Raw genomic sequence first — 12,789 nt, 5'->3', positions numbered from 1 at the left:
CCGAGACGTACTCGTCTTGCAACAGGCCGCACTCCCAGGTCCGTCAATAATTGACGGCCTGTGTCAACAACGCCGCAGCCTGAGCATCGATCCCGTCGGGATGGTCAGAGACCGAGCTTCTTCTTCAGGATGTCGTTCACGGCCGCGGGGTTCGCCTTGCCGCCCGTGCTCTTCATGACCTGACCGACGAACCAGCCCAGCATCGACGGCTTGGCCTTCGCCTGCTCCACCTTGTCGGGGTTGGCGGCGATGATCTCGTCGACGGCCTTCTCGATGGCGCCGGTGTCGGTCACCTGCTTCATGCCGCGGGCTTCTACGATCTCTGCCGGATCGCCGCCCTCGGTCCAGAGGATCTCGAAGAGGTCCTTGGCGATCTTGCCCGAGATGGTGCCGCCGGCGATGAGGTCGACAAGGCCGCCGAGCTGACCCGCCGAGACCGGCGAATGCTCGATGTCCTTGCCCTCTTTGTTGAGGCGTCCGAACAGCTCGTTGATGACCCAGTTGGCCGCGAGTTTGCCGTCCCGCCCCTTGGCAACCGCTTCGAAATAGTCGGCGTTGTCGCGCTCGGCGACGAGCACACTCGCATCGTAGGCGGAGAGGCCGTAGTCCTTGACGAAGCGGGCGCGCTTCTCGTCCGGCAGCTCAGGCAGATGCCGGTTCAGATCGTCGACGTAAGCCTGCTCGAACTCGAGCGGCATCAGGTCCGGGTCCGGGAAATAGCGATAGTCGTGCGCTTCTTCCTTCGAGCGCATGGAGCGCGTCTCGCCCTTCACCGGATCGAAAAGACGCGTTTCCTGGTCGATGGAGCCGCCATCCTCGATGATGTCGATCTGGCGGCGTGCTTCCACTTCCACCGCCTGACCGATGAAGCGGATCGAGTTGACGTTCTTGATCTCGCAGCGTGTGCCAAGCTTGTCGCCGGGCTTGCGCACGGACACGTTCACGTCGGCGCGGAGATTCCCTTTCTCCATGTCGCCGTCGCAGGTGCCGAGATAGCGCAAGATTGTGCGCAGCTTCGTCACGTACGCCTGCGCTTCCTTCGATGAGCGCAAGTCGGGCTTGGAGACGATTTCCATCAGCGCGACGCCTGAGCGATTCAAATCGACGAAGGAGTATTCCGGACTCTGGTCGTGAATCGACTTGCCGGCGTCCTGCTCGAGATGCAGGCGCTCGATGCCGACGCGCTTGGCCTCGCCGTCGACGTCGATCTCGATTTCGCCCTCGCCGACGATCGGCTGCTTGTACTGGCTGATCTGATAGCCCTGCGGCAGATCCGGGTAGAAGTAGTTCTTCCGGTCGAACACGCTCTTGAGATTAATCGCCGCCTTGAGGCCCAGGCCGGTGCGGATCGCCTGCGCGATGCATTCCTCATTGATGACAGGCAGCATGCCGGGCATGGCCGCATCAACGAGCGACACGTGGCTGTTCGGCTCGGCGCCGAACGCGGTGGACGATCCCGAAAACAGCTTCGATGCGGATGCGACCTGGGCGTGTACCTCCATGCCGATCACGACCTCCCAATCCCCGGTCGCTCCTGGGATCAGGTTGCTCGATTTGGCCTTGCCGCCGCTCTTAGACGTGTCCTGCATGTCATCCATCTCCTGCCCGCGAGCTTAGCGCGGACGAAACCAATAGCCCAGCGCAGCCCAGACCAGTCCAAAGAGGAACTGGAGCAGGAACATCGCTGCCTCGCCGCCGACCGCATGGATGGCAAAGAAGCCTACCTGGCCGCCCACCCAGTACAGGAGGAAGCCAGCTGCCGCCGCCGCAAAGGCGGCTATAGGCAGCTTCTGCCACTGGTCCGCGCTCCGCCCCATACAGACGGCCACGGCGATGACCGCGGGATTGACCAGGGAGAGCAGCACCAGCGTCAGGGGATCAAACGAGTTGATCGCGATCATGCCCGAGGTCCGCCGCTGCTCGCTTCCTGCTTGCGAAGTTTCTCTTCCTCGTACTGGACGAACCAGCCGATCATGTTGCGCCACTGGGCGCCAACCATCTCGATCATCTCTGACGGTAGACCGCGCTGGCGTGCCTGGGTCTTGACCTTGTCGATGACCTGCTGAATTCGCCAGGGCACATTTGCCTCGCTCGGATCTTTCTTGAGCTGCCAGGCGCGCTCCACGTAGCCGAAGCGCTCGGCAATGAGGTCGACCAACGCGGCATCAATGCGGTCGATCTCGGCGCGGACCTGGTTCATGTCAGCGCATTCCCAAGGACGCTTCGGATCCATTTTACTTGCCTCCCGGCTTCTTGGCAGCCGCGGCCCCGGCCCACCACTGGTCATTCACGGTGAAACGGCCCGCAGCATCCTCAATGGCCTGGGCGGCGCGGAACAGCGTTCCCTCGTCGAAGGGTTTGCCGATGAGCTGGAGCCCAAGCGGTGTTCCTTCGGACGAAAGACCCGCGGGCACCGAGACGCCCGGTAGGCCCGCCATGTTCACCGTCACGGTGAAGATGTCCTCCAGGTACATGGCCAGCGGATCGCCCGTTTTCTCTCCGAACGCGAAAGCGGGTGACGGCGTGGTCGGCGTGAAGACGACGTCGACCTTGTTCCAGGCCTCATCGAAATCGTGCTTGATCAACGTGCGGACCTTCTGCGCCTTCAGGTAATAGGCATCGTAGTAGCCGGCCGAGAGCACGTAGGTGCCGATCAGAATGCGGCGGCGAACTTCCTTGCCAAAGCCAGCGGCGCGCGTGTTCTCGTAGGTGTCGATCACGTCCTTGCCGGGCACGCGCAGACCGTAGCGGACGCCGTCGTAGCGGGCGAGGTTCGAAGAGGCCTCGGCGGGCGCGACGATGTAATACGCCGGTAGCGCATACTTCGTATGCGGCAGGCTGATCTCGTGGATCGTGGCGCCGGCGGCCTTGAGCCACTCGATGCCCTTCGTCCAAAGGGCGTCGATCTCCTTCGACATGCCTTCGACGCGATACTCCTTCGGCACGCCGACCCTGAGGCCTTTTACGCCCTTGGCGAGGGCTGCCTCATAGTCCGGCACCGGCGCATCGACGGAGGTCGAATCCTTAGGATCATGACCAGCCATGTTGCCGAGCATGATGGCGGCATCGCGCACCGTCTTTGCAATTGGCCCCGCCTGATCGAGCGAAGACGCGAAGGCCACGATCCCCCAGCGCGAGCAACGTCCATAGGTCGGCTTGATGCCGACCGTGCCGGTCAAAGCTGCCGGCTGGCGGATCGAGCCGCCCGTGTCGGTGGCAGTGGCGGCGAGGCAAAGGCTCGCAGCAACAGCCGCTGACGAGCCGCCGGACGAGCCGCCCGGCACCAGCTTGTCCGTCTTCCCATTGCGGCGCCACGGCGACACCACGGGGCCGAAGGCGCTCGTCTCGTTTGACGAGCCCATGGCGAACTCGTCGTTGTTGAGCTTGCCGAGCATGACGGCACCGGCGTTCCAGAGGTTGGCGCCGACCGTCGATTCATAGGTCGGCGTAAACCCGTCGAGGATTTTCGAGCAAGCCGTCGTGCGTATACCTTCCGTCGAGAAAAGATCCTTGTTGCCTAGGGGCAGACCTTCCAAGGGACGTGCGTCGCCCTTGGCAAGCCGCGCATCTGCGGCCTTTGCCTGCGCGAGTGCATGATCGGGCGTCACGAGCACATAGGCATTGAGAGCCGGATTCGCGGCTGCGATGGCGTCCAAATGGGCCCTGGTCAGCTCCTCGGCCGAGAAGGTCTTGGCTTTCAGTCCGTCGCGCGCTTCGGCCAGCGTCAGGCGCGTTAAATCGCTCACGTTAATGGGTTCCCTTCTTGGAATCGCACCGCGTGTAGGACTCGGGGCCGTCTTCATCGCCAGCGCGAGAGACCTCGAAGCTGTCGTCCGTCTCGTGCTTTGAGAACACGTACATCTCGGGGGTCATCGAGTTGCCCTCCGAGCAAATCATGAGGCCGACCCACACCTTGCCCGTGTCATGCTCCATGACCTTCGTAAACTCACAGCCGCCCTCCCAGCTATGAAATCCGTCCGGATCGAGCAGCTCAGGAGCCGTTCCGACGTTCTTCGGACCGCCATCCTCGACCTTGCGCAGTTTCTGGCATTGGGCGGCGGTCGCGTATTGCCCGTTGAGGAACGTGGCACGGTCCTTGGCAACGGCGGCAGTCGACGCGATGAGCGCCAGGGCGATCAGGAAAGAGCGCATTGAAACTCCTCGGGATGGGCTAAACGGTGCGGCCACGCTCGGTTTCGGCACGGGCCTTGTTGATGTGATACGAGCGACGTGAGTAGTAGAGGCTCACAAGACCGAACAGGATGGAGAGCGGCGCGTTGACCTGCTCGGCGAGGTCTCTCGCCTTCAAGAGATAAGCGGGTGTTTCGCTGACGCTCTGCGGAGAAAGCGACCGGGCGCCCTCGCTCCCCTCTTCGCGCGGAACAGCGAGCACGAGAAGGCCGGTCGCAATCAATGCAACCGCCAGCAGCGCAAAAATCTTGGACATTTCCGGTCTCCGATTTCGTTCGCGTGCTTCAACTACTCGACGACCTTGGGAACGACGAAGTAGTGGTCATCGACCATCGGGGCATTCTTGAGGATGTCGTCGGCGATTTCGCCGTCGGTCACCTTGTCCTCTCGCTTCTTGAGTTGCTGATCCACGACACGGGTCATGGGCTCGACATTTGTCGTGTCGATCTCTCCTAACTGCTCAACCCAGTTCAGAATTCCCGACAGCTCGCCTTCGAGGCTCTTGGCCTCGTCGTCCGTGATCTTGATGCGCGCCAGGCGCGCGATGCGCCGCACGGTCTTCTCGTCAACCTGCATGGAACCCGCTCTAATTATTAAGAGACGGCGGCCGAGGCGCCGCGTGTCCCTCATAGCGGGCTCGCTCCGCGCGTGCAACTGCGCCAGCGCCCCAAAGCGGGCGGCGGCGGCCTACCACCGGTGCTTGTGGTACTGGGACATGAACGGCCCCAAAACGTCGGAGGCGTCGTCCGTCCAGGGCCTGACATGGGGTTCGGGCAGGTTTCGTGCGCCCGGGAAGGTCCGGAACTGATCGATGACCTGCCAGTTCTTCGCCACCACCACCACGGTCGACCCTGTCACCGCATATCCGTCGTCGTTGCTATCCTCAATGGTGAGGGCGTGGAGCCCCCCAATCTGCGGGATTGTCGCGGCGAGCACCTGCTCGAGGTCCAGGTAGCGGTTCGAAATGTGCAATACGAACGCGCCCTCCGGTTTGATTTTCGAGGCGTAGAGGCGGATTGCCTCGGCCGTCATCAGGTGCACGGGGACTGCGTCGGACGAGAAAGCGTCGACGATCAAGAGATCGTAGCTTTCGTCCGGCTCCTTCGCGAACGTCTGGCGCGCATCGCCCAGTACGATATCGGCGTTCGGCTGGCAGTTGGCCAGAAACGTAAATTTCTTGGACTTGGCGATCCCCACGACGACGGGATCGATCTCAAAGAAGCGCCACTTTTCGCCCGAGGCTGAATGGCAGGCGAGCGAGCCGGCTCCGAGCCCGATGACGCCGAACTTAGCTTCTTTCCGCGTGATCGCACTGATCATCCCCGTGAGGCGAACGGCCGAGGCCATCGGTCCGTGCGCATGATAGTACGTTGCAGGCGTCGTACTGGCGACCGTGTTGCCGTGCTTGTCGCGAATGCGCTGCGCGCCGTGAAGCGTGGTCCCATGCTGGAGCACGTTGAATTGACCGTCGCTCGACTGGATGACGCGATAAACGCCGAAGTAGCTGCGTTCGGCATTTCCGCGGTGAACGCCCGAGGGGAGCAGCACAACTGTCAAGTAGAGGCAGGCGGCCGCAGCCAGCATGTGCGGCGGATAGCGCCAGGCCGCGAGCGCCAGCAGTGCAAAGCCAGCTGCAATACCCGCCGTCGCGCCCCATCCACCGAATCCGATCTGATACTCATAGGCGACGGTTGGCCCCCAATAGAGAACGGCGGCGCCGGCGAAGAGCAGCGCCACGAGGGCCGCAAGTGACTTCGTGCTCTGCGTTCTCAGGTCCAGCGCGCCAGGGCGGCACGCAAAGCTCAGCGCGAGCAGTAGAGGATACTCAAACACCTCCGAGAAGACTTGCGGGGCGATCAGGGCGGCGAAAATTCCACCAAGGACGCCGCCAAAGGACATCCACAAGTAGAACTCGGTGAGATGGCGGGTGTCGGGCCGCGCTTCGTAGAGGGTTCGATGGGCGACCAGTGTCGCGGTCACGAACGCCGCGACACCGAACCCGGCCGCATAGAACCACGTCTCCTTTTCGGTCTGCGCGAGTTGCAGAAGCGCGAGGAGCGTCGCGACCGCGTGCAGGGTTAGGAGAACGGGGCGCGGAATGAGCGCGCGTTCGCGGAACACGACGACGAACGTCGCGAGATAGAGTGTCAGCGGGATCACCCAGATCAGCGGCGCGGACGCCACGTCCGTCGCGACGTGGGTGGTGAAGGCGGTGAGGAGGGCCGACGGCACAAATGCCAGCCCGACCCAGCCGATACGCGCCCGCCAATCGGGCTCAGGCCGGGATGATGCGGCTGTTCGCGTCTCCAGTTGTGAAACGGCTGTTGCCGCCGTCTTTCTGACAACCCAGAAACAGGACGCGAGCGCCGTCACGAGGGCTACAAAACCGGCTGTCCAAATCGTCGCCAGTGCCTTGAGGCCGAAGGCCGGTTCGAAGAGGAAGGGGTATCCGAGCAATGCGAGAAGGCTGCCCAAATTGGACGCTGCATAGAGGAAGTAGGGATCGGCGCTGTCTCGTTGTCCGGTTTTCGAGAACCAAGCCTGAAGCAGCGGCGCGTTGGCCGAGACGGCAACAAACGGCAGCCCAATGGCCACGGCAAAGAGCCCGAGCTGCCAAAGGTAGGGATCGCCCGGCGGGGGTTCAGACCAACCTTGCGGTATCGCGATCGGCAAGGCCGCGAATGCGAGCGCGGAAACCGCAAGATGAACAATGCCCGTCGATGCCGTCGGCACATAGCGCACGAGCAGATGGGCGTAGCTATAGCCGACGAGGAGAGCGCCCTGGAAAAAAAGGAGCGCGACCGCCCACACAGATGGCGCTCCGCCCAGCAGGGGCAGAACCATCTTCGCGAACATCGGCTGGATGAGGAACAGGAGGAACGCCGATAGAAAGCTTGTTGCCGTGAAAAGCCAACGAACGCTTGCAGACCGATTTCCCAACTCTGCATCCGTGGCCAAGGTGTCCATCTCGTAAGGTGCCGTCACGGTTCCCCCAATTTCGCCGCTCCTGCATTCGCCGAATGCGGGCGGATCTCTTTGTCGCGGCGACCATAAACGCGAAGCCATGCTCTGTCAGGCGCTTCGGTCACCCAGGGAAATGACAGAGGAGCCGACACGGTTAACCTCGTGTTTGCGGCTCGCGCGTAAAGCGCGTAACCGGTCTCGCGTCCCATGCGCCAACCGATATAGTGCCAATATGATTGAAACCGGAGACCTGCTTCCATGACCGACGACAGCAAAGCCTCGCCGAGGGGCGTCACGGTCGGAGACGCAGAAGCGTTCGCCAAACTTCTCGGACCGGGACGTCTCATCGGCATTGATGCCGGGACGAAGACACTTGGACTTGCGCTCAGCGACGTAACCCGCGCCATCGGTTCCGCACTCGAAACCATTCAGCGCACCAAGTTTTCCGTTGACGCAAAACGGCTTCTCGACATTACCGCCAAGCATTCCGTGCAAGGATTTGTGCTTGGTCTGCCATCCAACCTCGACGGAACGGAAGGTCCGCGTGCGCAGGCCACGCGTGCTTTCGCGCGCAACCTCAACGCGCTCACTCCGCTGCCGGTTCTGCTTTGGGATGAACGGCTCACCACAGTCGAAGCCGAGCGCATGCTGATCCAGGCGGATGCCAGTCGCAAACGGCGTGCGGAAGTGATCGATAAGCTTGCGGCCACCCTCATCCTGCAAGGCGCGCTCGACCGGATGCGTCTGCTCAACCGCTGATCACCGCTTGGCAGCGGTGCGAGCGCTTCCTATCTCACGTTGGACAAACTGGGGTCGCATGCACGCCGCATTAATTGCGGAGGCTCGAGGCGATACTGGTTGTGCGCGTTTCGCGCATCGTCTTTCGACCGGGTGGTTGCCGATGCGCAGCAGAGCCAACACCATGGACGCCGAGCGCAGCGCGCCTTCCAATCGCGAGACGCGCGATCTGGAGACGCTCATCAAACGCTTCGATCCGGCGCGCCGGGCGAACGTGCGGCGCCTCGCTTCCTCTTCCTCACGGGTTGCTGACCTGGCGATCGCTTTTCCTGGTGCGCTTTACACGATTGCGTGCCGACAGAGCCCGCTGCGCCAGCGCCAAAAAGCGCTCGAACTTATCGAAACCGGCGCGCCACTGCGGGAGGTTGCCGCCACCCTCGGATTGCCGTTGTGGCTAAGGCGTCTTCCACCGGAAGCCTTCGCGGGGCACCTCGCCAGCCTGCCTCGATCCGACATCTTTACACGCCGGATCGCGAACCACCTGCCGACATCAGCCGAGAACAGTGCCTTTTGGCTGCGTTCCGTAATGTTCGGAGCGAATGCTTGCGACGAGTACTTCGCGCTCTGGCTCGCACAGCAGGCCATCTTCCTGGAACCGGGCGATCCGGAACGCTTGTTCGGACTGCTCGCCGCCTATGCCTGGTTCTCAAATACCGACCTTTCACGCGCGCACGGTCTCATCGTCGTGCCATGGCGCCCGGAAATGGCAATCGATACCGCGGTTTGTGCGGCGAAGAGCTGGCTCAATCGGATGCGCCTGGTGCTGCAGCTGCCAAAAGGCGCCATCACCGACTCCTGGCTCGAACCCGGAGAAGCGCGGGGCTACACGTTCTTACCGCTGCTCGATCACGCGTCGATCCTTGCAGAAGCGCACGCCATGCAGAATTGCGCCGACCAGTACGCAGACCGTCTGGCTCGCGACAAATGCCGTTTGTTTTCCATAAGACGGCGTGGCGTAAGGATTGCGACGCTGGAAATCGGCCCCCATCCGCGAGAAGCGGGCGTGCTTGCAATTTCGCAGCTCAAGGCGCGTCACAATCTTCCGGCCAGTTCCGATATCTGGCAGGCAGCTCACACCTGGCTCGGCGCGCAAAGCGAGATCAAGCGCGCGAGCAACGGTGTTCAGCCGGAGCGGCAGTTCGACACAGAAGCGTGGAGCGCACTGATGGCGACATATCGAGCAAAAAAGGCCGGTGCGGCTTGGATTCCGGAACAGGCGGACAAAGAAACTTTCTCGGTTCTTGAAGGCGGTATCGCGGAACTTGCACGCCGAGCAGGCATTACTTCGTGGCTCTTCACATGACGCGCGCGCGCCGATCGGAAAGGCTTCGGCACAACATTACAAATGCATGGCGTGACCACTCGCCGCGCAGACAAACTCCGCAAACAAATGTCTTCAGGGGCCGGCAACGCTTGCAAAATTGGGTGCGGCAAGCACTCAATCAACCGCGACTGCAGGTGCAGGTCTGCTTTCCCCTGATCTTTCGTACTATTCAAGTTCCGATACTGCGGGAGCATATTCAGGTTAGTGAGTTTCCACGTACGTCTGATGTGCACGATCCAATCCTGCGGTTGAGCGGATTTTTCGACATACGTACCCCCCGGAACTCGCTACCCCGGCAAGAGGACGAGACCCATGAAACATGATGCTGGAGACGACAGAATGTCGTCGGCGCTCCACCTTCTGCATAGGGCTGGACAATGCGCCGATGAAATGTTCGCGATCAGCGTAGGCGAAGCGGGGCTCACGCCGCGTCAGTTCGCCGTGATGGCTGCAATCGCCGATAGCGAGGAACCGAGCCAGACAACGCTTGTCGAGCGTACGGGTATCGACCGTTCCACGATGGCCGATATCGTTCGCCGTTTGACTTCGCGCGGGCTCGTACAGCGCCGCCGGACGCGACGCGACGCGCGCCGTTACGCCGTGCGCTTGACGGACAAGGGCGAAGGAGCGCTGCGTACGGCAGAGCCTGCAGCGCGCACCACCGACGAGAAGATCCTCGCAGCGCTTCCCCCGACGCAGAGAGATGCGTTTCTCCGCTCGCTGTCGCGGATCGTGCTCGCTGTCGAGCCCGAGAGCGCGGCACGCGGCGGCCGCTGATAACCGCTTCGCTCCGGCGATCTCGTCAGTTGCCGGAGCTCAAAACTCCCTCTAGCCTTGAGACCGTGCTCAAGGTTGTGGGATTCGACGTTATGCCTCTCAGCGTGCTGTTTGCCGCTCTATTGATTGCCGCGCCTCTGGCGGCGTTTGCTGCCACGGGCGATCTAACCCTCGCCCCTACTCCGCTGTCGCCCTCAGAGAGCGCCGTCGCGTACCTCGCGCCGATTGCCCTGGGCTACCTCCTCGGTTCCATCCCCTTCGGGCTTCTGCTCACGCGTCTTGCTGGTCTCGGGGATATCCGCGCCTTGGGATCCGGCAACATCGGAGCGACGAACGTCTTAAGGACTGGCCGAAAGGGTCTTGCCGCGCTTACGCTTTTGCTGGACGGGCTCAAGGGAACGCTCGCCGTGTTCCTCGGCTACACGGTCGGAGCGCAGTTCGGATTGGCCATCGATGGCGCACTTCTCGCGGGGCTCGCTGCATTTCTCGGCCACATCTTCCCTGTCTGGCTCGGTTTCAAAGGCGGCAAGGGTGTCGCGACGTACATCGGCGTTCTTGCCGGGCTCGTGTGGCCTGGGGCGCTGATTTTCTGCGCGCTTTGGCTCGGAACCGCGTTCCTTACGCGTTACTCGTCCGCGTCGGCCATCGCCGCCAGCATCCTGACTCCGGTCGCGCTCCTCATCCTCGGATACGTTCCGGAAAGCCTGCTAGCCGCTCTCATGACGCTGCTTCTGCTGTGGAAGCACTCCGCCAACATCAGCCGGCTTCTCAAGGGTGAGGAGCCCAAGATCGGTGCCAAAGCGTGATTCAACGCTCTTCACGGCTGCGCCGCTTCCCGTCTCGCCGCTCGACGATGGGGAACGCCTTGCCTGCTTGCGCCTGATCCGGTCGACACACGTTGGCCCCGTCACGTTTCGAGATTTGATCAATCACTACGGCGGAGCAAGGGCGGCGCTCGATGTGTTGCCAGATCTCTCGCGCCGCGCTGGACGTTCGATCCGCATCTGCCCGGCAAGCGAGGCCGAAGCGGAACTCGACGCCGCGCGCAGCATCGGCGCCAATCCGGTGTTCACGATTGAACCGGGATATCCCGCACTGCTTGCCGTCATCGACGCGCCGCCGCCGTTGCTTTACGTGAAAGGCCGTACGGAGCTCTTTCGACGCCCCGCAGTTGCGATCGTCGGATCGCGGCTAGCGTCGGCTGCAGGCCTCAAGCTGGCGCGTCAATTTGCAAGTGAGCTGTCCGCGAGTGGCGTGGTCATTGTGTCGGGATTAGCGCGCGGCATCGATGGCGCTGCCCATCATGCCAGCCTCGATCGCGGCACCGTTGCCGTGCTCGCCGGAGGATTGGATATCGTCTATCCGCCCGAGCACGACGCGCTGCAGGCTCGTATCGGCGTGGAAGGCTGCCTCGTCTCAGAACAACCGCCGGGGTTTACTCCACGCGCCAAGGATTTTCCGCGTCGCAATCGTTTGGTATCGGGACTTTCCCTTGGCGTGCTGGTTGTCGAAGCCGCACATCGGTCGGGCACGCTGGTGACTGCGCGGTTCGCGGGAGAGCAGGGACGCGAGATTTTTGCCGTCCCGGGGCACCCCTTGGATCCACGCGCCGAAGGAACCAATCAACTCTTGAAGTCGGGCGCGACATTGGTGACGCAAGCAGGGGATGTTCTCGAGACCTTGGGTCCGCAGCTTTCGCCAGCGACAATCGGACTGCCGGAAAACCTCGACGTTCAACCTCTGGCCCCCGTTTCCCGCGAACGGATCGCCGAGCCGGGCGACTGCGAACGGGCTCGTGTCCTTGCCGCGCTCGGCCCGCACCCTATCGATATCGACGAGGTCGTGCGGGCAACGGAGCTCGACGTCCGAGACGTTCGTATCCTGCTCATGGAATTGGATCTTGCCGGTGAAATCACACGACACGGGCGGCAATTGGTTTCGCGCTCACCCCGCTGAGGCAATATCTCAGTCGCGTGCGCGCTGGCGGGCTTCTGCGTAGGCTAAATCGAGCAATCCGGCCAAAGTGGTTAGGTGACTATCGTGTGCCATTTGGCGAAGCTGTCCAATGAGATCCGCCATATACTCAATTTGGTCCCGCGCCGACGGAGGTTTGGTGTCTTCGTTTGAATGCACTGTCGCTTCCCCGCTTAATTTCCGTGTTTTGCCAGACGTGCTTAGGCAGATTAGAGACGCCCTGTTAAAGTTGCAATAATGTTCTAAACACACCCTTCGGTTGTTATTCCAGACACGCTCAATGCTCGGAGTCTTTGATCGGCGGGTTGCCTTGACACTCCAGAGCTTGGCCTTCTAGAACCCCACATCGGACTGGCACTCAATGCCTGCTAGTGCCAACCCCGAAGCTCGCGCGGATACACCCGCAGAGCCCTCCCCAGAGCCCCAAATGGAGTAAATTTCTTCCATGAAGTTTCGCCCCCTGCACGATCGCGTCGTCGTCAAGCGCGTGGACAACGAGACCAAGACCGCCGGCGGAATCATCATTCCGGACACCGCCGCCGAAAAGCCCCAGCAGGGCGAAGTGCTCGCTGTGGGTCCCGGCTCGCGCGACGAAACGGGCAAGCTCGTGCCGCTCGACATCAAGAAGGGCGACAAGGTGCTGTTCGGCAAGTGGAGCGGCACGGAAGTGAAGGTCGATGGCACCGATGTCCTCATCATGAAGGAGAGCGACATCATGGGCGTGATCGAGAAATAGATCAGCCACTCCAGAGATTCTAAAC

General features: G+C 62.0%; 14 protein-coding genes. 6 read left to right on the top strand and 8 right to left on the bottom strand.

The features are described 5' to 3' along the window. Positions 1–104 precede the first annotated feature (104 nt). From gatB to VHO05_RS03865, 8 genes are all read right to left on the bottom strand, one after another. Positions 105–1,589 (bottom strand): Asp-tRNA(Asn)/Glu-tRNA(Gln) amidotransferase subunit GatB, encoded by a 1,485-nt coding sequence (gene gatB / locus VHO05_RS03900; protein ID WP_329645303.1) that lies wholly within the window; start codon positions 1,587–1,589, stop codon positions 105–107. A gap of 24 nt (positions 1,590–1,613) precedes the next feature. Continuing rightward, the gene (locus VHO05_RS03895) at positions 1,614–1,901 is read right to left on the bottom strand and encodes a hypothetical protein (protein WP_329645302.1); all 288 of its coding nucleotides are present in this window, start codon (positions 1,899–1,901) and stop codon (positions 1,614–1,616) included. Then, positions 1,898–2,233, bottom strand: coding sequence for a chorismate mutase (locus VHO05_RS03890; protein ID WP_329645301.1), 336 nt, complete (start codon positions 2,231–2,233; stop codon positions 1,898–1,900). The genes VHO05_RS03895 and VHO05_RS03890 overlap by 4 nt, the downstream gene beginning before the upstream one ends. 1 nt (position 2,234) lies before the next feature. Beyond that, positions 2,235–3,746 (bottom strand): Asp-tRNA(Asn)/Glu-tRNA(Gln) amidotransferase subunit GatA, encoded by a 1,512-nt coding sequence (gene gatA, locus VHO05_RS03885; RefSeq protein WP_329645300.1) that lies wholly within the window; start codon positions 3,744–3,746, stop codon positions 2,235–2,237. Between the two features lies 1 nt (position 3,747). Further along, entirely contained in the window at positions 3,748–4,152 is a 405-nt protein-coding gene (locus VHO05_RS03880) for a hypothetical protein (RefSeq protein ID WP_329645299.1), read from the bottom strand. Between the two features lie 19 nt (positions 4,153–4,171). Continuing rightward, positions 4,172–4,447 (bottom strand): hypothetical protein, encoded by a 276-nt coding sequence (locus tag VHO05_RS03875; protein WP_329645298.1) that lies wholly within the window; start codon positions 4,445–4,447, stop codon positions 4,172–4,174. 32 nt (positions 4,448–4,479) lie between these two features. Next, positions 4,480–4,767 carry an Asp-tRNA(Asn)/Glu-tRNA(Gln) amidotransferase subunit GatC gene (gatC, locus tag VHO05_RS03870; protein WP_329645297.1) on the bottom strand — a complete coding sequence of 96 codons (288 nt, stop codon included), beginning with the start codon at positions 4,765–4,767 and terminating at the stop codon, positions 4,480–4,482. A 111-nt stretch (positions 4,768–4,878) separates the two neighbouring features. Next, positions 4,879–7,176 (bottom strand): fused MFS/spermidine synthase, encoded by a 2,298-nt coding sequence (locus tag VHO05_RS03865; protein WP_329645296.1) that lies wholly within the window; start codon positions 7,174–7,176, stop codon positions 4,879–4,881. 237 nt (positions 7,177–7,413) lie between these two features. On the opposite strand from VHO05_RS03865, the gene ruvX reads away from it, so the two are divergent. From ruvX to groES, 6 genes are all read left to right on the top strand, one after another. Then, positions 7,414–7,914 (top strand): Holliday junction resolvase RuvX, encoded by a 501-nt coding sequence (ruvX, locus tag VHO05_RS03860; RefSeq protein WP_329645295.1) that lies wholly within the window; start codon positions 7,414–7,416, stop codon positions 7,912–7,914. A gap of 142 nt (positions 7,915–8,056) precedes the next feature. Further along, positions 8,057–9,256, top strand: a complete 1,200-nt coding sequence (locus tag VHO05_RS03855; protein ID WP_329645294.1) for a hypothetical protein — start codon at positions 8,057–8,059, stop codon at positions 9,254–9,256. A 360-nt stretch (positions 9,257–9,616) separates the two neighbouring features. Continuing rightward, the gene (locus tag VHO05_RS03850) at positions 9,617–10,054 is read left to right on the top strand and encodes a MarR family winged helix-turn-helix transcriptional regulator (RefSeq protein WP_329645293.1); all 438 of its coding nucleotides are present in this window, start codon (positions 9,617–9,619) and stop codon (positions 10,052–10,054) included. A 92-nt stretch (positions 10,055–10,146) separates the two neighbouring features. After that, positions 10,147–10,860, top strand: coding sequence for a glycerol-3-phosphate 1-O-acyltransferase PlsY (gene plsY / locus VHO05_RS03845; protein WP_329645292.1), 714 nt, complete (start codon positions 10,147–10,149; stop codon positions 10,858–10,860). Beyond that, positions 10,847–12,010: a DNA-processing protein DprA gene (dprA, locus tag VHO05_RS03840; RefSeq protein ID WP_329645291.1), complete on the top strand. Its 1,164-nt coding sequence runs from the start codon at positions 10,847–10,849 to the stop codon at positions 12,008–12,010. Before plsY ends, dprA begins: the two co-directional genes overlap by 14 nt. 463 nt (positions 12,011–12,473) lie before the next feature. After that, positions 12,474–12,764 carry a co-chaperone GroES gene (gene groES, locus VHO05_RS03835; RefSeq protein ID WP_329645290.1) on the top strand — a complete coding sequence of 97 codons (291 nt, stop codon included), beginning with the start codon at positions 12,474–12,476 and terminating at the stop codon, positions 12,762–12,764. Positions 12,765–12,789 lie beyond the last annotated feature (25 nt).

It is taken from the genome of Hyphomicrobium sp. (genome assembly GCF_036262015.1).
Classification (GTDB): domain Bacteria; phylum Pseudomonadota; class Alphaproteobacteria; order Rhizobiales; family Hyphomicrobiaceae; genus Hyphomicrobium_C.
Note: the sequence above shows the minus strand (reverse complement) of the source record. Positions and strands in the feature narration are given on the sequence as shown.